A 20845-nucleotide genomic window follows, 5' to 3' on the forward strand; every position below is an offset into this window, starting at 1 on the left:
CTGCTGCGAGAAAGAGCTGATGTTCCGCGCAGCGCTGGGTCTGCCCGTGGCGGGTGGTCCAGCGGCTCAGACATTTATTGTGGAAAACCACTGCAAAGTGTGGTGGGTCGTGTTGGTGATGTGTATAGCATAAACTTAGTAAATGACTATTGAGGGAGGTGCTCCGCGCCTGACTGTAGAGCTGAAAAAGCGCAACGCAAATGTTGACGCAGTACGCATTTGCGCGTTAGTGGCAGTTGTAATCGGTCACGTATATACGCACAACGAAATTACAGATCGACTGATTCAGAGCTGGCGGCTTCCCGTCTTCTTTATGCTATCTGGGTTTTTCTGGTCTGCCAGCAAGGATCTAAAATCGGAAGCCAAAGATAGAGCAAGACGTCTTCTCGTCCCTTATGCTTGGTGGGCCCTGATCTTTGCTGCAATCAGTTTGCCGTTTACGGTGGGCCGGGGCCCTGATTCCCTGTTCCCCACTTTGGGTCGTTTGGTCCTCGGCGGGTCTTACGTTGTACGCCCATACACAACATTTTGGTTCTTTACGGCGCTCTTCGTGGCCACAGTGCTCTACCGCTTTCTTACAACTTTGCCTTCATGGGTTCGGCTGGCCACTGTTAGCGCCGGGCTCGGTCTCAACGTTTTGTATGGTCAGGAGCTCGCGCAGGCTCCGTTCGCGGCCCTCAGCGCACTGGGAGCGATGGTGTTCCTCGAAGCCGGACGATTAACCCACGCGCTGAGCCGGCGTTTGGGTGGGAAGATACTGGCATTGATTGGTGTGGGTTGTTTGTCAGCTGCCGCGTCTGTCTTGTTGATGACCGATGACTTTGTTCCCCTCGATATGAAGTCAGGGCAGTTCTCGTTGCTGGCTGTCCTCATCGCCTTTCTGTTTTGTGTAGCGCTTCTGATAGCGGCGACGCTCGCGCCTCAGCCATCACCGAGGGTTGCCCGTGTAATGGATACGCTTTCCCGTCCTACGTTGGCTGTCATTTTGCTTCATCCGCTAATGCTGTGGGTGCTGAGGCCGGAGTCTGGGGTAATCCCATTACCCGTAGTTACTGTTATTGCGCTTGTGGTGCCGTGGGCAGCCGGGCTCCTTATCGCACGCACCAGGTTTGCATACTCGCTGCTCGGGGTTCCTTCCACTAGGTAAGGACACATCCTGGTCGAGACGGTAAGCATGGGCGGCCGACGCTCCGCAGCGCGCATGTGTGGCGAATGCCGGCAGATGTTCTGAGGAATGAGGTTCGGGAGGAGCGACAGCCGCGCTACCGGGCGGGTTTGGTGGAAGGGCCGTGTACGGAAAATTGCGTGGTCATCCGATTTGGTTTTTGACCCAAGACGGCCCATGATATGGAATTTATGCGACCTAGCGTTCTTTCAAATAGGATCGGGGTGCCCACTGCGAAGATCATACAAGTGATAAACATTATACCGGTATTCTCGAGTCCAAATCGTTCCAAAACCAGGCGCATGCCCGCATTGCCGAATGTGTGGAGTAGATACACGCCAAAAGAATAGGCACCTAACCATGCCAGAAGTTTATTCTTCAGGTACTTGCGGTAGACGAATAACACCGTAGTCGATGTTGCACCCAAAATTAACGAGAGCTGTCGATTCCAGAAATCATCAAGAGTTACACCTGCGATCGTGACGTATGAACGCAGGACCAGAGCAATTATGGCGATGAATGCAATTAAAATTGCAATCCGGTCTATTTTGAGCTGGCCAGAGAACCTGTGGAGCCCAATTCCGAGAAGGAAGAAAGGTGCTAGCTCAACAGCACCGCCAATGCTGTATATATTCCAATCATTGGGAACGAAAACTAGTACATATGCCAAGCTCGTCGTGATGGCAAAGATGCCCCATCTCCTTTTAGTTTCGAGCCACCCTAAGGCATCTAGTAGTCCTGTCAAGAGGAATAGAATAAATATCGCTTGAAGGAACCATAAGTGTTCAATTCCGAAAATATATACCTTCCAAAAATCCATCCATTGAGGCGTTCGATTTGTCCCGGGGATTATAATTTGGCTAAGGAAAAAAATTGTTCCAACTGTAAACAGTGGAATCACGAGCCTTCTCGCTTTACCACGGATAAGTCGAGGGAGTTGAGTCGTACTATTGATGGGTCGCAAGGCGTAGACATAGCCGGATAGCAAAGTAAACAACGGCATACGGACATCTGCAAAAATGACGAAATAATAGCGCCACCATGAATCGTCCGGAACGCTCAGACCCCTAGATTGGGATCCGCCGATTACGTGCCCTGCCACCATGAGCAGGATCGCTAGTCCTCTGAGGCTGTCTATGGACATGTCACGACGGACTGATTGGGGGGAGGGCATGGTTATCTTGATCACCTTACACACTAAGACCGTCATTAATATATTGCTGGAGTGAATTGATTTACGGAGATAATTCGAATGCAGACAACTGATCTGCGACATGTTGTCAGCCACTCGGTACCAGTCTTTGTATCGAACGAGTTCCGGCTGATAAGCACATCCGACTATGACAACTTTCTGTAATCCGAGGGATCCGTGAGTTGTGCTACGTATCGGTTACTTCTGGGAGTCGTTATAGATCCGATTAACCGCAGCCCCAGCCGCGGCCCCCATTGTACTAGCCACCCAATCATTAACGGTAGCAACCCATCCGGGCGGATTAGGAATTGGCCCATCGACGGGGCTCGAAAGTACACAACCCATCGAGCGGCGGTGTCCACACTCTCCGGTCCAGGTGGCTTAAGGCCAGCAGACCTACAGCACGAACAACACAAGATTCGCGGTGAACTCGACTCCGCTTGAAACGCCACGACAGGGGAAGGAACAGACACTTGACGAAAGTGTTCTCCGGGATCGGGAGAGCAGAACACCCACAATACGAGCCAGTTCCCGTGGCGTAGCCAGCTCCACATCACTTCGCTGCGGTGGGGCCAGCACCGCCTGGTGTTACAGGATCTTCGGGGTTGAGCTGCAGGAACACAAAGCCGCTGGCATCCCCACCAAAAATGTTGACACACCCGGCCACATACGGCTCACTGGCGTGGCTAAAATAGGTTTCCGACACTGGAACTGCTGACTTAAAATTCCTCCGGGGCCAGGGCAGGTTAGCAAGGGCGCTCAGTCATGGGGAGCCGCAGATATTGCCGGTGCAGACGGTCAAGAGGCGAAGAGGGGCCAGCATCTGCCATATCCTCGAAGCTCAACGGCCGCAGGTGTATGCGCTTGTGCGCAAAGCGTCGAGATCTAGGTTGTCCCGCCGTAGCCCACACGGAGCAGCTCAACACGAAATATGCTTATCCCTATCCCGGAGTTATACGTCCCTGATCAGCGCCGATGCAACACCACTGGTTAAATTCCGGTCGTGTTGCATCCGCGATATATATCAAACGTATTCAGGGCCCTCCACGGCTGCAACTGTGACGATAGGGAGCCTGTAGTATCTCCTAAAGGGAGCGGGTTATCAGAAGGTCTCGCAGGACGGAAAACTTGGAAACACAGCGCGTTGCAGTCATCATCGAGGACGATAAGGATATCCGCGACCTATTAAACGCGGTGTTGCAGCAGTCCGGTTTCAAGGTTTTTACCAGTCCCAACGGGACCGAGGGCGTGGAAGCCGTCCGTACGCATAATCCCACCGTCGTCACGCTGGACCTGGGACTGCCGGACATTGACGGCTTTGAAGTCATCCGCCAGCTGCGCCTATTTTCCGATGCCTACATTGTGATGCTCACCGCCCGCGCCGAGGAGCTGGACACCTTGATGGGTCTGGAGGCCGGCGCGGACGACTACATTACCAAGCCGTTCCGCCCGCGCGAACTGCGCGCCCGCATCTCCGCGATGCTGCGCCGCCCCCGCTCCGGTGAGGACAGCTCAGCTGCAGTCGAGGCCACGATAGCGGCCCCGGCTGCCCCCAGTCACGCACCGGAAGTACCGGCCCCTGCTCCTGCTGTGTGGCCGGCCGATGAGACGGCGGTCGAAGCCCGGATCGCCGCCGCCGAGGCACGCGAAGAGGGACGCTTCCGGCACAACGGGCTGAGTCTGGATTTTGGTACCCGCACCACCGAAATCGACGGCCAGCCGGTCGAGCTGACCCGCACCGAGTTTGAACTGCTGCACGCCGTGCTGGAAAGCGGACGGCGCGTGCGCACCAAGACGGACCTGGTGCGCCGCCTGCGCGGGGATGAGTATGACGCCGGCGGATTTATCAGCGAAGCCGACGAACGCACCGTCGAGGTCCATGTGGGCAACGTCCGCCGCAAGCTCGGCGATGACTCCCGCTCACCGCGCTGGGTGGAAACCGTCCGCGGCGTAGGCTACCGGTTGGCCCCGTCCCGCTAGACGATATGAAGAATCAGTGAGAATTCTGCACCGCAAAGTCACCCAGGACCGACCCGAAATCCTGGTTTGATCGGTTCTCTGCCCGGACTCGTTCGAGCGGTCTACGAAACCGCTGGCGACCTGTCCCTTCTGAATTGGGCGTTAAAGGACTGAATGAACCCGTTCTGCCACCGTGATCCCGGGTCGATGAACGCGGTTTTCACCCAAGGTAGAAAGTCCAAGGGCGGCAGATGGGCTCCACCCATGCCCGCAAGCAGACCTAAGTCGGCTACGACTATGTCCATTCGGTGATCGACGATCACTCCAGGCTGGCCTACAGCAAGATCCTGCCCGACGAGAAAGGGGGTGCCATGGCAGTGTTTCTGGAACGTGCCACCACCTATTTCGCAGTGCACGGCATCCACCCGTTCCAGAGGTTGATGACCAACAACGCGTGAGACTAACGCTACTCACTGCGCGATCCGTGCGCACGGGCACGGCACTACGCTGAAGTTCATCGTGCCTCACTGCCCCTGGCAAAAGAACGGCATGGACGATCGCCTCAACCGCACCCAGGCCACGCAGGCGACCTACCGGCAGGTGTTTACCAGCAACGCCCAGCGCACAGAAGTAGTTGCACTATGGATCGAGCACTCCAACAGTGAATTACGCCCACGGTGTACTCGGAGGCAAACCACCTGTCAGCCGCGTGCTTCCAATCTGGCGGACAGGAACAGCTAGGCGGACAGGAACAGCTAGAGGGGCCGGATCGGGTAGGCATGATCCGAAGGACAGCAATAAAACGTTCAAGCGCCTTTCTGCTCCTGCCAGTTCCACGGCAAAAAAGCCCGATCCTCGCCCAAGCTACCTTTCGGATAAGCATGTGCAGAGACCGCTATTGCTATGGTTCTCAGAGTTCACCGTCCCGAAACCAGTGCCTACAGAGATCGACGCAGGACCGAAGGCAAGGCGGAACGCGAGATCCGCCGGGTGCATCAAGCGGTACCTTGCCAGACCCTCTACCGCCAATGGAACGGCACCGGGATAACAGATTTGGGGTTGAGGAGTATTGAAGTCTCATAGAGGCCCCATCATGCCACTGGAGCCGGTACGATGAACCCCATTTCGACTGGACTGAGAATCTCGACTATGTGGCCGAGGCTTTGGTCCTCGCAGGAACTCCGACAACTGTCGTTTCAGCGAGTACATCCTTGACGACAACTGCGCCAGCACCAATCTTTGCTCCAGCACCGATTTGCACTCGGCCGATAAGTGTTGCGCCACAACCGACATATGAGCCATCGCCCAGCGTGGGGACATTGTAGGCATCGTCTCCGGAGACGCCGATTGTTACCCGATGATAAACCGTGACGCCTGATCCTATTGTGGCATTGGGATGGATCACCACCCCACGTCCCCCGTGTGGGAGCCGAAGACCAGGACCACACTGGATCTTCCCGGGCAGGTCGGCACCGACAATACCCTGCATCCATATTACGTCGAGACCCTTTGCGAGGACACGCTTGAGGGGCTGCAGGCGACCAACCCGCGAGGTCTGATTCAGCCGAAAGATTGTGACCGTTATGCGGTCAAGTGGGCGGTGGTTGACTTTGAAGTCAGCCCGCAAATTCGATATAAGACTCATGGATCAAATGTAGCAGCTTTGTACTGCAATTACCGATTGTCGCTGTCTGTTGACCCCGAAGGCCTCATTCTGTTTGGGGATCGTCGTGAAGAGTGCGAATCCCTATAAACAACTTTAGAACCATGCCTCTAACGGCACGGATACGTTCGAACACGTAATTCCTGCAACATTGGCCCAGTGGAGGTAATTGTGCTGTTAAAATTTCAGGTCAGTGAATGCATAACCACTTTTCAGGGCGCAACGGTGAGGGAGCTGAGCTGGGATTGCAAACTAATAACCGCTGCTTTGTCGTGAGTCAGTTCGAACGCGACGGGGATGCAAGCTGCTGCAACCATCTAGATGACAAAGATGAGGAACGCTTTCCCAGCACCCAACTTCTAAGCGGCATTCCGGTACGAGGGAATTTAATATGTGAATCTAATAGATCCCAGAAGAATACTGTCCAGGGCGAGCAGGTATAGACATCAAACAACGTCACCGCAAATCTATTTAGAAGGCGATTAATTGTCAATATAACAGCGAGCCGATTTCGGGCATATGCGAGCAGAAAGAACGGTAATAAGCACATTGTCTTGTAGTGACGGCGCCATATCTTGAGTCTTCATTAGAACGCCAGTCACCAGTTGAGTAATTATTCAGTTAAGCAAATACACAATTGCTTGTAGTTATTTACCTCGCATTCTAATGCGTGATTTTACGTATTCAGTAGCGCGCTTTTCAGTCTAACACGGGTGAACGTTTCTTGAGTTTAGCGGTACGAATATACTTTCGGCTTGGCTCCTCGACCCATTGAAACAAGAAATGAGCAGCGAGTAGGGCGGCAACAATAACTCCTAAGAGAACAAGCACCCTCAACCCAATTGGCAGAAATTCAGCGTTCTCCGGAATTATCTTGCGACTGACTGAAAGCACAAGCCCATGGATCATGTAAAGGGAGTATGATATCTGGCCGCCATATATAAAGGGCCTGAGGCTTAGGGTGCGCGATATGACGTCCGAGCCAATAGCCAAGCCAAGTACCAAGAGTCCAAGGGGGAGGAGGAAAAAACCGCCCGCGAGCCCTTCTAAATAGCACATTGATATAACTACAGCGAATGCCAAAGGCGCAAGCCAGTGGCGGACCTTTTGTAGCTGCATTTTGGAGAAAATCCGCGCAAGAAAACAACCTAGGGTAAAACCGACAGCAATCCGAATTAAAACGTGGTCTGGACGATCATTCATTCCTGGCGATAGGACCCAAATTCCAAGGGCGACATAAGTCACGGCGGGCAGCATTACACCCAAAAGAAGGCCAGTGATGGTTCGAACCCTACAAATTATGACTATGGTAAATGGAAACAAAAGGTAGGCAAACCACTCGGCACTAACGGACCAAGAGGCCCCGTTCCAGCTATAGGGTTGGTTTAGCCATGCGTGTACTAGGAAGATATTTTGGATGTAGGCACTGAAGGTGCGGAGCACGCTGGCGTCATTCATCCCAACACCGAACAATTGGCCAGCAAGGTAAAGGCCAACAGCCAAGTTTAGTGTTACAAAGTGGACTGGGTAAACCCTGGCAATTCTCAGCTTCAGAAAATGTGCCACGTTCCTTAGGGTGGTACCGTTGCCGAATCTTCCCACATATTGATACGTTAAGATAAACCCCGACAGGATAAAGAACAAGTCAACGCCAAGCCCCCCGCGGTCCACGATCGGCTTCGCGAACAGTAGATGGGGGATGAAGGTGAAGATTTCACCACCGAGATGGTGGACAACTACCCATAGTGCTGCCACTATTCGGAGTCCCGTCAGTGCCTTGAGCTGTTTATTGTCGACTTGTTCGACCTTCGCGTTCATGGATGCAAATATATCACTTGGATTATGCAGTTATTACCGACCTAATGCGTTTGACCTCTTTGTGTTGGTTGAGGATGACATTGACGTACGTCAAACAAAGCTGTGCTCTGTGGCTTAGGTGAAGAGATATATGCACGAGTGTCCGAAATAGGGGTATACCTACCATATTCGCGGGTCGACTACCGGCTGGGCCCGATCCGGCAGAGTCTAAAGAGGTACATGACTCCGCCTCAACTCTTTCCTTCTCCAGCCCGAGTATGGTTTCGGACAGAACGGGTGTGAGTCACGTCGAATACTCAGGCGTTATGTGTTGGGTCCTTAATATCGGGGTGGTTCCCGATAAAAGGAGGGGACGAGAATGAGCCACCGAACCACGGGCGAATGGAACGAAACGGGTCTACGTGCACACCGCGGATGCCGAGTGGGCCTGCGGGGGCAAGAAGCCCAAAGTGAGATGGGCCGGACGCGGCTGCGCCCCGTTGCCGGCTTTCTGATGTACTCGATGGGCAAGCGCGGCTGGCGGACCACCTACCTGAGCGAGGTCACCGAGGTGGCCGACGGCGACGTGCTGCCCTTGCCCGGCGCCCCGCGGGGGATTTCCATGCCGGGACACTCGCCGGGCAGCATCGCCGTGCACGTTCCGGCGGCTAAAACCGTCTTTGTGGGCGATGCCCTCACCACCCGCAGTGTGCTCACCGGAAAGATGGGACTGCAGCCCTCGCCCTTCACCGACGAACCTGCGCGGGCGCTGAAATCCCTGAACCGTCTAGCCGGCGTTGACGCAGTCTGGGTGCTGCCCGGGCACGGCGCTCCGTGGCGGGGAAACCCCACCGCGGTGCCTGGCACGGTGCGGATTGCCGCCGATACAAAGGCTTCCGGAAGCTAAGCCTCGACGGTCTTACAGGGCGGTCATCGGCGTCAGCGACGGCGTGGGTGGCAGCGACACCGTGAACGCTGACCCCACTCCGGGCTCGCTCACCAGGGTGATGGTGCCGCCGTGGGCCTCCACAATGTTCTTGGAGATGGACAGGCCGAGCCCGGCGCCGGGAATGCCCGCTTGGTGGACGGCGCCGGTGCGGAAGAACTTGGTGAACAGCTCCTTCTGGTCCTTCTCGCTCATGCCCATGCCGGTGTCGCGACCTCCAGGCAGGTGCAGGTGCCGTCCGTCCATGCACTCACGGTGACGGTGCCGCCGTCGGGCGAGTATTTGATCGCGTTGGAAAGCAGGTTGTCCAGCACCTGGGCCAGCCGCACCGGATCCGCCTGCACCGCCAGCGCGGGAGCGCAGCTGGTGGTCAGCTCCACGCCGGCGGCGGCGGCCCGCGGGGCGGCAGCGCGCAGGCTGGCGGAGATCAGCTCGGCCACGGCCACGGGCCGGGCATCCACGGACCTGCTGCCCGATGCGGCGGCGAGCAGGTCCGAGACCAGGAGCAGCAGCCGTTCACTGTTGCGCTGCGCCACCGAGATTGCGTGCGGAATGGCGCCGGTCAGGCCCAGGTTCTCGGCCTCGTCCTCGGCCAGGTCCAGGTAGCCCATGATCGAGGTCAGGGGAGTGCGCAGCTCATGGGAGACGCTGGAGACGAAGTCGTCCTTGGCCCGCAGCGCGTCGGCGAGGGCGGTGATGTCATGGAAGGCGATCACCGCACCGTGGAACCCGTGCTCGTTGCGCAGGATGCGCGCGGAATAGGACAGGGCCATCTGGTCCTCCCGGGGACCGCATCTCCGCGATGCTGCGCCGTCCCCGCTCTGGCGAGGACAGCCCCGCTGCCACTGGGGGGGGGGCACGACAGCGGCCCCGGCTGCCGCCGATCACGCACAGGAAGCACCGGCACCCGCAGCTGTACCGGCCATCGGCCGCTGTAACACCTGTAACACCTGTAACACCTGTGGCAGCCTGATCGCAGACGCAGACGCAGACGCAGACGCAGACGCAGACGCAGACGCAGACGCAGACGCAGAGGCAGACGCCGACGCCGACGCCGACGCGTGCGAAGGAGGGCGCTTCCGGCACAACGGGCTGAGCCTGGACTTCAGCACCCGGACCACCGAAATAGACGGCGTAACGGTGGAACTGACCCGCACCGAGTTTGAACTGCTCCACGCCGTCCTGGAGGGCGGCCGCCGGGTCCGCACCAAGACCGACCTGGTGCGCCGGCTGCGCGGCGACGAATACGACGCCGGCGGCTTCATCAGCGAAGCCGACGAACGCACCGTCGAAGTGCACGTGGGCAACGTCCGCCGCAAGCTCGGCGACGACTCCCGGGCACCGCGCTGGCTGGAAACGGTCCGCGGCGTCGGATACCGGCTGGCACCGGCCCGCTAAGCCTGCAACGCTTGCCGCCAAAACCCGGCAGCGCTTAGATGAGACCGACGGAAACCCGCGTCTCACCTCTAAGGAGCTCCGATGAAGCTCGCCCCGCACCTGCACCGCATCGGCAACGACATTGTGGCGGCCTACCTCATCGACACCGACGACGGCGTCACGGTCGTTGATGCCGGGCTCCCGGGACACTGGCCGGAGCTGCTCGACGAACTCAAAGCCATGGGCCGGACCCCCGGGTACATCCACGGCCTGGTCCTCACCCACGGCGACAGCGACCACATCGGTTTTGCCGAGAAGCTGCGCCGCGAGTACGGCGTCCCCGTCTTCGTCCATGCCGCCGACGCCGAGCGCGCCCGCGGCGGCGACAAGCCGAAACCGGCGATGGGGCCAAGAAAGCTCGGCCCCATGCTGAGTTTCCTGGCCTACGGATTGCGCAAAAAAGGCTGGCGCACCGCGTACCTCACCGAGGTCACCGAAGTGGCCGACGGCGAGGTGCTGCCGCTGCCCGGCTCACCGCGGATCATCGCGATGCCGGGCCACTCACCGGGCAGCGTCGCCGTGCACGTGCCGGCAGCCGACGCCGTCTTCGTGGGCGACGCGCTCACCACCCGGCATGTGCTGACCGGCCGCACCGGCCTGCAGCCGGCACCCTTCACCGACGACCCGGACCAGGCCCTGGAATCCCTCGGCCGGCTCGCCGACGTCGACGCCGTCTGGGTGCTGCCCGGACACGGTCCACCGTGGCGGGGGAATCCGGCAACGGTCCAGGAGCAGGTGCGGCAGGGCCGCGGCAGTGGTTCATGAGGGCTGAGGATCAACAGGCTGCACCGGGAGGTCTTCCTCCTAGTGCCGGCGGGCCTCCCTCGGACCGCTGCGCAGGGAACGGCGCGCTAACCTGAGTTGCCGAAAAAAAGCCGCCCAGAGGATAAAGCAGAGGAGCCCCATGGGCAGCATTACCGGCCATCCCGGAGGGCTCCCGCGGAGGAGGGAGACGACGGGGGTCACGAGTATCGGCAAGGCTGTCAGCCCGAGAAAGGCCAGGGAACCCGCCGCGGTAGCCCATCCCCAGGTCTGTCCACGCAACAAGAGCACCCCTGACATCAGCACCGCCGGCAGGAAGAGCGCCAGATCCAGGACATGAACCGGATTGGTGGGGACGTTCCAGCTGGAGGCGCTGGTTGAGGGGAAGCCAGCTATGAGGTCAGGGATGATCTCGCTCAACCAGAGAAGAGTGAAGAGCACGCTCGTTGCTATGAGTACCCACCCGGGGAACAGGCTGGAGGTACCGGCTATGTGAGTAACCTCCGGCACGGCGCTAGCTAGGGCGCCGGCCAGAGCGAAGGCTGAGAGGCCAAGAACAGCCACCCAAACGAGGAACAGGGGACCAAACTGGATCGAGAATGCGTAGATCGAGTAGTTGTAGACGGTGAAGCCCAGAAAACCCATCAGCGTTAACCATGACGTAATGGATCCACGCCGGGCCAGCAAGGCGAGGATCACGAGCAACGGAGAGACCAACAGTGCATTCACCACGTCCTGGGCAAGGGCTGCGTTGATGAGTTCATCCGTTTCCCGCCCATAGACCTCGGCCGGCTGGAAGAGGCTCAGCAGGCTGCCGGTGAAGGCGAGCAGGCCGGCTGAGACGGAAAGCCACATCCATACCGGGGGTAGCCTGCCGGCGGGAGCATCACCCCGTACCTCCAAGCGGGGACCGGACGGCTGCTTCACCGGCCGGCCTTCGCGTGTTCGAGAACAGTGTCTGCCCAAACTGCAGCCCGCTCATTCTCCCCTTCAAGGAGCGGCCCTTCGTAGCCATGGACCCGGAAGGTCTGCTGCCTAATCGACGTCTCAAAGCCGAGGGAGCGCAGTTCGTGCTTTGCCGCCTTGGCCGCTGAACCGGGCAGCTTGGGTTTATCCACCCGGGTGTCGAAGGCAGCTGCCGGAATACCGGCGCTGGAGCGTTCCAGCTGGCTGAGCCATTCCCTGATGCCGCGCGCCGGTTTGTGCGGAGCGGAGTGGGATGTCACGGCGTCGGCCCGGGTGGCCGGGCGCGTCATGGAAAACGCGTGGGTCGGACCGCCCACCACGAGGAGGTCGTACCCCTCAGCCGAGGTCGGTGCCGCATCCGAGTCCAGCACATCGACTTCGGCGCCGGTGGCGAGCCGGGCGCCGATGGTCCGCGCCACAGCCTCGGTGTTGCCCCACAAGGATTCATAGACCACGAGTGCGCGCATATTTACTCCGATGTGAGTTCCCGCGGCAGAGTAGCGGGGTTCGTGGGTCTCATCTAAGCCGTGCAGTGTTTCCGCCGCAAGCGCAGCATGCGGCTCAGCCGCGCAGCTCAGCGTTCAGCCGGGCCGCCTGCAGCGTCAGATGGTCGCGCTCCTGCACATTCGACGCCGCACGCGCCGCCGCGGCGTAGAGCCGCGCCGCCGCCGCCGGGTCGCCGTCGCGCTCCGTCAGGTAGGCCACCGCGGCGGTGTGCCGGGGGAGCGCGGCGGTGTGCCGGGGGAGCGCGGGATCCAGGACCGCCAGGGCCGCCAGTCCGGCGCGCGGCCCGTCCGCCTCACCCACGGCGACCGCCCGGTTGAGCCGGGCCACCGGACTGCCGGTGAGCCGCACCAGCTCGTCGTACCACTCCACGATCTGCGGCCAGTCGGTTTCCCCGGCCGTGCGGGCATCGGCGTGCAGCGCGGCAATCGCCGCCTGCGCCTGATATTCGCCCAGCCGGTCGCGGGCCAGCGCCCGCTGCAGCACCTCCACGCCCTCCGCGATCAGCCCGGTGTCCCAGCGGCCGCGGTCCTGCTCGGTCAGCGGAATCAGGGCGCCGCGGGGACCGGTCCGCGCCGCACGCCGGGCGGCATGGAGCAGCATCAGCGCCAGCAGCCCGCTGACCTCGGGATGGTCGATGCCGGCGGCCAGCCGGCGGGTCAGCCGGATGGCTTCGGCGGCCAGATCCACGTCCCCGGAGTAGCCCTCGTTGAACACCAGATACAGCACCCGCAGCACGGTGCCCACGTCACCGGGGGAATCGAAGCGGCGCCCGGCGAGCAGGCGCTTGGCCCGGCTGATCCGCTGCGCCATGGTGGCCTCGCCCACCAGATAGGCGGCGGCGATCTGCCGCGTGGTCAGCCCGCCGACGGCGCGGAGCGTGAGCGCCACCGCCGAGGACGCACTGAGCGAGGGATGCGCGCACAGGAAGTACAGCTGCAGCGTGTCATCATCGCTTCCGGCCGGCCCGGGGGCGGGCTCGGCCCGCACGCGCAGCTCGCGCTGCCGGCGCGAGTCCTCGGCGCGCACGGCGTCGAGGAACTTGCGCCAGGCAACGGTGACCAGCCACGCCTTCGGATCCCGCGGCGGCTGCTCCGGCCACTTCCGCAGCGCCTCCACGAGGGCCTCCTGCACCGCGTCCTCGGCCGCCGCGAAGTCGGCTCCGCGGCGGACGACGACGGCGATCACCTGCGGGATCAGCGCCCGCAGCAGCACCTCGTCCGGGACGGCGGCCTCAGCCATGACCGGCTCATTCCGTAACGGTCAGCGGCGGGGAGAGGAAGGGCCGGACCTCGATCCACTCGTAGATCGGCTTGCCCGCCGGACCCGGAGCCGCGGACAGTTCCCCGGCCAGCCCGACCGCGTGGTCGTAGCTGTCGACGTCGAGCACCATCCACCCGGCGATCAGGTCCTTGGTCTCCGCGAACGGACCGTCGGTAACCGGCGGACGGCCCTCGCCGTCGTACCGGACAAACGTGCCCTCCGGCGACAGCGCCTGCCCGTCGAGGTACTCGCCGGTTTCCGTCAGCCGGTCCGCGAAGTCCTGCATGTACTGCATGTGGGCGGAGATTTCCTCCGGCGTCCACTGGTCCATCGGCGCATCATTGAGCGCTGGCGGGCCGCCGCGGTAGTGCTTGAGCAATAGGTACTTGGCCATGGCGGTTTCTCCTTGGTTTGGTGCGACACAGCCATTGTGGCTGCATTCACTCCAAGGACGAAGCAGTTTTGGCGATCTCGACATCCGGCGCGAAGGTGCCGGCCGGCGGCTGCGGCTGCGGAATCGCGACGGTGAAGGTGGACCCGCGGCCGGGCTCACTGCACAGCGAGATGGTGCCGCCGTGGGCTTCGACAATGTTCTTGGTGATGGCCAGGCCCAGGCCCGCGCCCGGAATGCCGGCCCGGCGCACGGCACCGGTGCGGAAGAACTTGGTGAACAGCTCCCGCTGGTCGGCGTCGTCCATGCCCATGCCCGTGTCCTGAACCTGCAGGAACGCGCGGCCGGGCTCGGTCCAGACCCGCACGGTGACGGTGCCGCCGTCGGGCGAATACTTGATGGCGTTGGAAAGCAGGTTGTCCATAACCTGCGCGAGCCGTCCCGGATCCCCGTGGACGGTCAGTCCCGGCGCATGTTCGGCGGCGAGGACGACGCCGCCGGCGGCAGCCCGGGGCGAGGCCGACCGCAGGCCGGCGCTGATCCCCGCATCCACCGAGAAGGGGCGCGGATCCAGGGCCACGCTGCCCGAGGCAGCCGTCAGCAGGTCCGAAACCAGGCTCAGCAGGCGTTCACTGTTGCGCAGTGAGACGTCCAGCGCCTGCGGAATGGTTCCGGTGAGCCCGGTGTCCTCGGCCTCCGCCTGCGCCAGGTCCAGGTACCCGATGATCGAGGTCAGCGGAGTGCGCAGCTCGTGGGAGACATTGGAAACAAAATCGTCCTTGGCCCGGAGGGCATCGGCCAGGGCGGTGATGTCGTTGAAGGTGATGACGGCGCCGTTGAACCCGTTCTCGTTGCGCAGGATGCGCGCCGAACAGGACAGGGCCATCTGGTTGCCGGCGGGACCGGACCAGATCAGCACGTCCTGGAACGACTCGCCCTTCATCGCCCGGCCGACCGGCCGCTCGTCCGGGGCCAGCGCGGTGGTGCGGTCGGCGCCGAAGAAGAGCAGGTCCTGCTCCTGGGTGTGTTTCATGCCGGCGGGCCGGACGCGGTCATCCAGCACCTGCATCCGGGCATTCTTGTGCACCGCCGACCCGTTGGCGCCGACCACCAGCACGCCGACGTCGATCGCGTTCAGGACGACGTCGAGCAGCTCGGAGCGTTCGGTGCTCTCGGCCAGCGCTTTTTCCAGCAGCTCGTCCTTGTGCGCCAGTGCCGCCTGCTGGGCGGCCATGTCCTGCCGCACCAGGGTGACGGTCACGGCGACGGCCAGGGTGACCAGCGGTCCCAGGATCGGTGCGGCCAGGCGCTGCCCGGTGATGGGTATCTCGGAGGCAAAGGCCGGATACCAGACGATGATGAGCGGCCCGACGAAGCTCAGCACGCGGGCGCCCACGGTGGAGACGCGGGACCAGGCCATCCAGAACACGGGAAAGACGGAGAGCAGATAAACGCCGAGGGCCAGGCCCTGACTGCCGTTGTACAGGAAGCCGATCGCCACGAAGTCCATCAGCGGCAGGATCCAGTAGGTCGGATACCAGAGGCGGTTCCAGGGAACGACGGCGGCGGCCACGGTGATCAGGAGCAGCAGCACGAGGCCGGTTTGGAACGCCGGCTGGTGCAGGATTTCGGGAAGCAGCAACGCGTAGATGGCGCAGAGCAGGATGACGGTGATCACCAGGGGGGCGTGGGCGATCTTGATCCGCTGGTTCAGCGACAGCTCGTAGAACTCCGTCTGCAGGCCCAGGGAGGACAGTACTCGTGTGGCGAGCCGTGACATCGTTGGTGAATTTCTCCCTGGTAAGCGAACTGCCGTCACCTCAGGGTACCGGCGCCGGCCTGCGATCTAGTCCAGGGACGCGAGCAGGCAGGCCATGGTTTCCCGGCCGCAGGCGGCGATCACGCCGAGCATGGAAGCGAGGTCCACGGCACCGGAACGGACGAGGCGCTGCTGGGCGGCGGAAGCCAGGGCGGCGAGGCGCATCGCTCCGGCCATCTCGCTGGAGATCTTGATGCTGAGCACCACGTCCATGGCGGCGGCGTCGTCGGCCCCCGTCACGGCGCGGTGCAGGCGCTCATAGCGGGATTCCCAGAGGGCGACGTAATTGCCGACGAACTCGCGGCAGGAGGCCGGGCCCATGGCATCGGTGAGGTCGAGCAGTTGTTCGCGGGCGATCAGGTCGTGGCCGTGATCGGCGGTGGCGATCATCGCCGGGAACCGGGAGTCGGCGGCGACGGGACGACGGAAGCGGATGCCAGTGGAACCATGGGGGACCTCCGCTCGGTGGGGCCGCGCTGGAGGCGGCGGTGCTGGGTGATGGGACTTGATGTTAAGAGAATGCCAGCGTTAGCTCAGGAACTGCCCCCGGGAAAACGCAAGATCGGGGCAAGATTCTGCGTCCGGTATTTACCTCCCTACTTACCTCCCCGCGAGATGGCAGTAAGTGCAGTTCTCAGCGCTCAGACGAGCACTTACTGCCATCTCGGCGGGAGCTACTGCTGCGGGGCGCGGCGGGAGCGCCAGGCGTAGACAACGATGCAGCCCAGGGCCGCGCCGAGCGAGTTGGCGGTGACGTCGTAAATCATGGCGAAGCGGTTGGGCAGCAGCAGGGCCTGGGTGGCTTCAATCAGGCAGGAGGCCACGATGCCGCCGGCGGCGGCCCACCAGATCCGCCGTTCGGGCAGCCAGGCGGCGGCGAGCAGGCCAAAGGGCACAAAGAGCAGGACATTGGCCTGATTCTCGACGAAGGAGTAATTGACCCAGCCGGGCACCCCGAGTCCGTGCAGCTTGCGCAGCACGGCCGCGAGCGTTCCGGCGGAGCCCTGGTCCACGGGGGAGGGCCAGAACACGATCAGCGCCAGCACTCCTATATAGAGGAGGAAGAGGGCAGCCAGCGTGCGGCGCTGCCGGACTCTCCGGGACGGGCGCTGCGCCGACGGCGAGGGCTGGGGCGGCGAGGGCTGGGGCGGCTGCGGGGGCTGCGGAGGCGGTGGAGGCGGCGGCGGGAACGGCGCGGGTCGGCTGTCCGTCACCGGTGCCGGCGTTCCCAGGACAGCAGCGTGTTCACGGCGGGGGCGAGCTCGTGGACCATCTGCTGGTACACCTCTTCGCTGCGGCGGTAGGGGTCGACGACGTCGTCCTCCTCCGGGCCCACCGGGTTGGCGGAGCGCAGCCGGAGCGCCCGCGACAGGGCCGCCGTCCAGCGTTGGGAGGCGTCGACGTCGTGCTGTCCGTCCACCCGGGGCAGCAGCCGGGCCAGCTCGCGCAGGGTAAAGGTGCGGCGCAGCAGACCGGGCGCCAGTTCCACCACTTTGCTGCGGTGCGCCCGGCTCAGCGCCAGCACGAGGTCCTGGCCGGCCAGGATGTTGGTGCTGAGCTGGCGGGAGGCGAAGTTGGTGGAGTCCCCGCCGAAGACGTTCACGAAACCGGCGACGTGCGGTTCGATGCCCGAGCCCACCAGCGCGCCGGTGCCGGCGCTCGCCACCTCGAACTCTCCGGGGGCCATGGCGTCGAGGCCGGCCTGGAGCAGGCGCTCGGCCATGGGGGAGCGGCAGATGTTGCCGGTGCAGACGGTCAGGATGCGGAACGGGGTGTTGGTGCTCATGTCCTCGGGCTTCGGATCGTGCTGGTTTCGGCTCTTTGCGCTGTTGTTGAGGTTACCTTGTGCGGCCCTTGAGCTTTGGCCAAACGTTGTTTGAACCCTGAGGGAAGACGGCGTTGTTTCTTGAGGACGGAGCGGCAAAGTAATACCCAGCGGCAAGGAAAACCTTCCTAGGCCGAAAAGTTTCAAGCACAACGAACAAGGGGAACACAATGAACAAGATGGCTAAAGGCGCACTGGCAATCGGTCTCGGCTCGGCACTGCTGCTCGGCGGCGGCGGCACTCTGGCAGTCTGGAACGCTTCGGCAACGGCGACTGAAGCCGGTCAGATCGCCTCGGGTGATCTGAAGATGACGGCCGGCGCTGGAACCTGGTCCAGCAACATGACTGCTGGAACGATCACGCGTATTGCAGACTACAAGATGGTTCCGGGCGAGAAGCTGACCTATTCACAGCCCCTCAACATCATCCTGGTGGGAGACCGCATCACCGCCGATCTGACCACCACGAATGCCATCGCAGACGCTTTCAACAATGAAGCCACGGTCAAGATCGAGTACAACACGACCGCCGATGATGACGCCAAATGGGTCACCCCCTCGACTGCGGCCCCGCTGACTCTCACCCCCGGTACACAGACTGTTCGGGCACGCATAGTTGTCGACTTCGCCAACCTCGCTGCAGGCAACGCCCAGGGCTCCACGATGCAGACAAAGGCGCTGAGTGGAGTCGGATTCAAGCTGACGCAGAATGCTCCGACCACCACCGCCGCTACCCAGGCTCCGGCACCGGCGGCGAAGCCGTAGCGAACAGCACCACCTTGTTCTAACCCCTGGCTGTGCGCGGTGCACACGCTCCGCGCACAGCCTGTTCCCCCTGGAGACGAAACCGATGAAGAGCCTTCCAGCACTGAAAGCGGCCGGTTTGATCATCGCCGCCGTGATGCTCGGCCTCATGACGGTCCAGGGGAGTTACGCACTTTGGAATGCAGCGGTTCCGTCCAACGCCGGGACCATCCAGTCAGCAGATTTCAAGATCTTGGTGAACGGCGTGGAAATGACCGCCCTTCAGCAGCCCCTGAACCTGAATCTGGCGGAGATCAAGCCCAACGGCAACTCCTACACGAGCATTAGCGTCACCAATAAGGTCAATGCCACCAGCGCCATGACCGTAAAGCCGAAAGTTACAGCCGGGCTGGCAACTAAAGGGTTTGCGGAGTATCTGACCATTCAGACCACGGTGCCGTTGGCCGGCCAGAGCTGCGAAACAGCTATGTACGCGGGAATGCCGGATCTGGGTGTCATCGCCAAGGAGCAGAGCAAAACCATTTGCGTCAAGGCAACGCTGAAGGCAAATACCCCGGTCTCGATCCTGGGTGGAACCACAACCGTTCCCGTCGCGCTCACCGTCAGCCAAATGCCCGCATGACCGGTTTCAACGATCTACAGCAAAGGACAGTCACGATGTCGCACGGCCGCAGAAGAGCAGAGAAGCCCACCACCGTCCTCAGCGTCGTTGGCACCGGTCTCAGTTACCTCGCGCTGTGCTTGGCTGCCATGGCCGCCCTGATCCTTGTCGTCGTGCCCATGATTACCGGATCCCAGACCTACAGCGTCCTCACCAGCTCCATGGCACCGAAGTATGCACCGGGTACCTTCCTTGTGGTGAAGCCCGTCCCCTTTGAAGAACTCGGCGTGGGAGACATCATCACGTACCAGATCGAGTCTGGGTCTTCCGCCGTCATAACCCACCGCATCACCGCCGTTGGCTCTGAACAGAGCGGCGAAACCGTCTTCACCACCAAGGGCGACAATAACAGCGTCGAAGACGAGCTGCCCGTCCGCGAAATCCAGGTCAAGGGCAAGCTCTTCTACGCAGTACCATTCGTCGGCTTCATCGCCAACGGCCTGGGCAACTCCGACCGCGGTGCGGTGGCCCAGTGGGGTGCCGTCGCCCTCCTGGGATACGGCGTAATCACCCTGATCCGCGGTACCCTCGCCAAAAAGCGCAAGGACGACGATGACCGCGGCGGTCAGAATCCCGACTCCGGCGACGACGATTCCATCCTTCCTGGCTTCGGTGCGGCCGAAGACGGCAGCTGGAACTCTCCGGACCACGCCGATCCCATCCTGACGGACTGCGATGGCTGCGACCACGACCATCCGAACGGCAAGTCGGACACCCGCGACCGTCGCGACGGCCGAAAGCACGTTACCGTCTGATGAACCGATCTGCATCCACCACCGGACGGGGCCGGCGGCTGGCCGGCACATTCGCCGTCGGTGCTGTGGCTGCCACCGTTTCCCTGGCCGGGGCGCCCGCCGCCTTCGCCGCCAATGACTATCTGGAATTCAGCCTCGACGGCAAGTCCTACGCGCCGTCCGTATCCGGCGACATCTTCACGGACGCACTGGATTCCATTCCGGGGGCCGCGGTCGACGCCACCATCTGGGTCCGCAACACCAGCGGTGAGTCGGCATGGCTCTCCTCGGCGGCAGTCATGGTCAGGTCCGACCCCGAGCTGAACCAGTACATGGGGCTGACGGCGGGACTGGCACCTGACTTTTCGGTCCGGTCCGTCCTCGGCTCCCGGGGCAGCTGCAACGACGTATCTCAGATCTGGGACCTCAGTGCCGGGGAGGAACTCGAACTCACTTTTGTCGTCGACATGTCCCTGGATGCACCTAACGAAACCATGAACCGCGCGGCAGCCTTTGACCTCGTGTTCCTCCTGGCTTCCAAAGACGCTGCACCGCGCTCGGCCTGCGAGGCCCTGGGTGATTCAAACCAGCTTGCGGCAGGCCCCGACAAACCTAACTTTCCGACACCGGACAGGACAGCAAACCTGGTGACCCTCCCCGGAACAGGAGGTCCCGCCGGAATGCCCGCCGCGGCAGCGTCCAACGGCATCTGGACGGCCGGCACGCCGGAGAGCGCTCCGGCGGCACACGCGCAAGTCACCGCTCCGAGGGAAGAACAGGTGCCGAACGCCATCGTGCCCGCCGGCGTCTTCAGCACGGTGGAACCCATTGTCCGTTCGCTCTCCGGTACGCTCCTCATAGCAGTGTCGGTGCTTTTTGCCGCCGCTGTCGTAGCTCGGGTTAGGGAAGGCCGGTATGAGTAAGAAGCAGCCGGGGGCTGCATCCGGGGATGCTTCCGTCTCCGCGAAAGGCCGCGGGTGGTTTGCCAGACTCCGCG

The 20845-nt window shown here is 61.9% G+C and carries 21 protein-coding genes and 2 pseudogenes; 10 read left to right on the forward strand and 13 right to left on the reverse strand.

Features of this window, described 5'->3' with window-relative positions; genetic code table 11:
* Positions 1 to 142: 142 nt before the first annotated feature.
* Entirely contained in the window at positions 143 to 1147 is a 1005-nt protein-coding gene (locus QNO00_RS07900) for an acyltransferase family protein (protein ID WP_284024163.1), read from the forward strand.
* A gap of 115 nt (positions 1148 to 1262) precedes the next feature.
* On the opposite strand, the gene QNO00_RS07905 is transcribed toward QNO00_RS07900, so the two are convergent.
* Positions 1263 to 2453: an acyltransferase family protein gene (locus QNO00_RS07905; RefSeq protein ID WP_284024164.1), complete on the reverse strand. Its 1191-nt coding sequence runs from the start codon at positions 2451 to 2453 to the stop codon at positions 1263 to 1265.
* A gap of 1032 nt (positions 2454 to 3485) precedes the next feature.
* Between QNO00_RS07905 and QNO00_RS07910 the strand changes: the two genes are divergently transcribed.
* The gene (locus QNO00_RS07910; protein WP_284024165.1) at positions 3486 to 4337 is read left to right on the forward strand and encodes a response regulator transcription factor; all 852 of its coding nucleotides are present in this window, start codon (positions 3486 to 3488) and stop codon (positions 4335 to 4337) included.
* A gap of 119 nt (positions 4338 to 4456) precedes the next feature.
* Here QNO00_RS07910 and QNO00_RS07915 read toward each other — a convergent pair.
* A pseudogene (locus tag QNO00_RS07915) lies at positions 4457 to 4540 on the reverse strand (integrase core domain-containing protein); the annotation flags it as partial.
* Positions 4541 to 4624: 84 nt separating this feature from the next.
* On the opposite strand from QNO00_RS07915, the gene QNO00_RS07920 reads away from it, so the two are divergent.
* Positions 4625 to 4774: a hypothetical protein gene (locus QNO00_RS07920; protein WP_284024166.1), complete on the forward strand. Its 150-nt coding sequence runs from the start codon at positions 4625 to 4627 to the stop codon at positions 4772 to 4774.
* A gap of 689 nt (positions 4775 to 5463) precedes the next feature.
* Here the strand turns inward: QNO00_RS07920 and QNO00_RS17375 are convergent.
* Positions 5464 to 5961 (reverse strand): hypothetical protein, encoded by a 498-nt coding sequence (locus QNO00_RS17375; RefSeq protein WP_502863224.1) that lies wholly within the window; start codon positions 5959 to 5961, stop codon positions 5464 to 5466.
* Between the two features lie 717 nt (positions 5962 to 6678).
* The gene (locus QNO00_RS07925; protein WP_284024167.1) at positions 6679 to 7797 is read right to left on the reverse strand and encodes an acyltransferase family protein; all 1119 of its coding nucleotides are present in this window, start codon (positions 7795 to 7797) and stop codon (positions 6679 to 6681) included.
* Between the two features lie 454 nt (positions 7798 to 8251).
* On the opposite strand from QNO00_RS07925, the gene QNO00_RS07930 reads away from it, so the two are divergent.
* Positions 8252 to 8683: an MBL fold metallo-hydrolase gene (locus QNO00_RS07930; protein WP_284024168.1), complete on the forward strand. Its 432-nt coding sequence runs from the start codon at positions 8252 to 8254 to the stop codon at positions 8681 to 8683.
* A gap of 12 nt (positions 8684 to 8695) precedes the next feature.
* Here the strand turns inward: QNO00_RS07930 and QNO00_RS07940 are convergent.
* Positions 8696 to 9495: pseudogene (locus QNO00_RS07940) on the reverse strand (sensor histidine kinase).
* 367 nt (positions 9496 to 9862) lie between these two features.
* On the opposite strand from QNO00_RS07940, the gene QNO00_RS07945 reads away from it, so the two are divergent.
* On the forward strand, positions 9863 to 10120 hold the full coding sequence (locus tag QNO00_RS07945; RefSeq protein ID WP_502863226.1) for a winged helix-turn-helix domain-containing protein: 258 nt from the start codon (positions 9863 to 9865) through the stop codon (positions 10118 to 10120).
* Between the two features lie 81 nt (positions 10121 to 10201).
* On the forward strand, positions 10202 to 10924 hold the full coding sequence (locus QNO00_RS07950; protein ID WP_284024171.1) for an MBL fold metallo-hydrolase: 723 nt from the start codon (positions 10202 to 10204) through the stop codon (positions 10922 to 10924).
* 39 nt (positions 10925 to 10963) lie between these two features.
* Here QNO00_RS07950 and QNO00_RS07955 read toward each other — a convergent pair whose 3' ends face one another.
* From QNO00_RS07955 to QNO00_RS07990, 8 genes are all read right to left on the reverse strand, one after another.
* Positions 10964 to 11776 (reverse strand): hypothetical protein, encoded by an 813-nt coding sequence (locus QNO00_RS07955; RefSeq protein ID WP_284024172.1) that lies wholly within the window; start codon positions 11774 to 11776, stop codon positions 10964 to 10966.
* 68 nt (positions 11777 to 11844) lie between these two features.
* A complete protein-coding gene (locus QNO00_RS07960; protein WP_284024173.1) occupies positions 11845 to 12354 on the reverse strand; it encodes a flavodoxin family protein in 510 nt (169 codons plus the stop codon).
* A 94-nt stretch (positions 12355 to 12448) separates the two neighbouring features.
* On the reverse strand, positions 12449 to 13633 hold the full coding sequence (locus tag QNO00_RS07965; protein WP_284024174.1) for an RNA polymerase sigma factor: 1185 nt from the start codon (positions 13631 to 13633) through the stop codon (positions 12449 to 12451).
* A 7-nt stretch (positions 13634 to 13640) separates the two neighbouring features.
* Positions 13641 to 14048, reverse strand: a complete 408-nt coding sequence (locus tag QNO00_RS07970) for a YciI family protein (RefSeq protein WP_284024175.1) — start codon at positions 14046 to 14048, stop codon at positions 13641 to 13643.
* Between the two features lie 46 nt (positions 14049 to 14094).
* Positions 14095 to 15825, reverse strand: coding sequence for a sensor histidine kinase (locus QNO00_RS07975; protein ID WP_284024176.1), 1731 nt, complete (start codon positions 15823 to 15825; stop codon positions 14095 to 14097).
* A 66-nt stretch (positions 15826 to 15891) separates the two neighbouring features.
* Positions 15892 to 16254, reverse strand: a complete 363-nt coding sequence (locus QNO00_RS07980) for a hypothetical protein (RefSeq protein ID WP_284024177.1) — start codon at positions 16252 to 16254, stop codon at positions 15892 to 15894.
* Between the two features lie 284 nt (positions 16255 to 16538).
* A complete protein-coding gene (locus QNO00_RS07985; protein WP_284024178.1) occupies positions 16539 to 17078 on the reverse strand; it encodes a VanZ family protein in 540 nt (179 codons plus the stop codon).
* Positions 17075 to 17650, reverse strand: a complete 576-nt coding sequence (locus QNO00_RS07990; protein WP_284024179.1) for an arsenate reductase/protein-tyrosine-phosphatase family protein — start codon at positions 17648 to 17650, stop codon at positions 17075 to 17077. Before QNO00_RS07990 ends, QNO00_RS07985 begins: the two co-directional genes overlap by 4 nt.
* A gap of 218 nt (positions 17651 to 17868) precedes the next feature.
* Between QNO00_RS07990 and QNO00_RS07995 the strand changes: the two genes are divergently transcribed.
* The 4 genes from QNO00_RS07995 to QNO00_RS08010 all read left to right on the forward strand — a co-directional run bounded on the left by QNO00_RS07995 (position 17869) and on the right by QNO00_RS08010 (position 20771).
* On the forward strand, positions 17869 to 18453 hold the full coding sequence (locus QNO00_RS07995) for an alternate-type signal peptide domain-containing protein (RefSeq protein WP_284024180.1): 585 nt from the start codon (positions 17869 to 17871) through the stop codon (positions 18451 to 18453).
* Positions 18454 to 18538: 85 nt separating this feature from the next.
* Positions 18539 to 19075 carry a hypothetical protein gene (locus QNO00_RS08000; RefSeq protein ID WP_284024182.1) on the forward strand — a complete coding sequence of 179 codons (537 nt, stop codon included), beginning with the start codon at positions 18539 to 18541 and terminating at the stop codon, positions 19073 to 19075.
* Positions 19076 to 19110: 35 nt separating this feature from the next.
* Positions 19111 to 19869 carry a signal peptidase I gene (locus QNO00_RS08005; protein WP_284024183.1) on the forward strand — a complete coding sequence of 253 codons (759 nt, stop codon included), beginning with the start codon at positions 19111 to 19113 and terminating at the stop codon, positions 19867 to 19869.
* Positions 19869 to 20771 (forward strand): hypothetical protein, encoded by a 903-nt coding sequence (locus QNO00_RS08010; protein WP_284024184.1) that lies wholly within the window; start codon positions 19869 to 19871, stop codon positions 20769 to 20771. The genes QNO00_RS08005 and QNO00_RS08010 overlap by 1 nt, the downstream gene beginning before the upstream one ends.
* Positions 20772 to 20845 lie beyond the last annotated feature (74 nt).

Source organism: Arthrobacter sp. zg-Y1219 (assembly GCF_030125545.1).
Lineage (GTDB): Bacteria > Actinomycetota > Actinomycetes > Actinomycetales > Micrococcaceae > Arthrobacter_B.

Bases quoted from the DNA above. Each gene is read 5' to 3' on its own strand.
- QNO00_RS07900 (WP_284024163.1), top strand. From the start codon at position 143: ATGACTATTGAGGGAGGTGCTCCGCGCCTGACTGTAGAGCTGAAAAAG.
- QNO00_RS17375 (WP_502863224.1), bottom strand. From the start codon at position 5,961: ATGAGTCTTATATCGAATTTGCGGGCTGACTTCAAAGTCAACCACCGC.
- QNO00_RS07925 (WP_284024167.1), bottom strand. From the start codon at position 7,797: ATGAACGCGAAGGTCGAACAAGTCGACAATAAACAGCTCAAGGCACTG.
- QNO00_RS07930 (WP_284024168.1), top strand. From the start codon at position 8,252: ATGGGCCGGACGCGGCTGCGCCCCGTTGCCGGCTTTCTGATGTACTCG.
- QNO00_RS07950 (WP_284024171.1), top strand. From the start codon at position 10,202: ATGAAGCTCGCCCCGCACCTGCACCGCATCGGCAACGACATTGTGGCG.
- QNO00_RS07955 (WP_284024172.1), bottom strand. From the start codon at position 11,776: ATGTGGCTTTCCGTCTCAGCCGGCCTGCTCGCCTTCACCGGCAGCCTG.
- QNO00_RS07960 (WP_284024173.1), bottom strand. From the start codon at position 12,354: ATGCGCGCACTCGTGGTCTATGAATCCTTGTGGGGCAACACCGAGGCT.
- QNO00_RS07965 (WP_284024174.1), bottom strand. From the start codon at position 13,633: ATGGCTGAGGCCGCCGTCCCGGACGAGGTGCTGCTGCGGGCGCTGATC.
- QNO00_RS07970 (WP_284024175.1), bottom strand. From the start codon at position 14,048: ATGGCCAAGTACCTATTGCTCAAGCACTACCGCGGCGGCCCGCCAGCG.
- QNO00_RS07975 (WP_284024176.1), bottom strand. From the start codon at position 15,825: ATGTCACGGCTCGCCACACGAGTACTGTCCTCCCTGGGCCTGCAGACG.
- QNO00_RS07980 (WP_284024177.1), bottom strand. From the start codon at position 16,254: ATGATCGCCACCGCCGATCACGGCCACGACCTGATCGCCCGCGAACAA.
- QNO00_RS07990 (WP_284024179.1), bottom strand. From the start codon at position 17,650: ATGAGCACCAACACCCCGTTCCGCATCCTGACCGTCTGCACCGGCAAC.
- QNO00_RS07995 (WP_284024180.1), top strand. From the start codon at position 17,869: ATGGCTAAAGGCGCACTGGCAATCGGTCTCGGCTCGGCACTGCTGCTC.
- QNO00_RS08000 (WP_284024182.1), top strand. From the start codon at position 18,539: ATGAAGAGCCTTCCAGCACTGAAAGCGGCCGGTTTGATCATCGCCGCC.
- QNO00_RS08005 (WP_284024183.1), top strand. From the start codon at position 19,111: ATGTCGCACGGCCGCAGAAGAGCAGAGAAGCCCACCACCGTCCTCAGC.
- QNO00_RS08010 (WP_284024184.1), top strand. From the start codon at position 19,869: ATGAACCGATCTGCATCCACCACCGGACGGGGCCGGCGGCTGGCCGGC.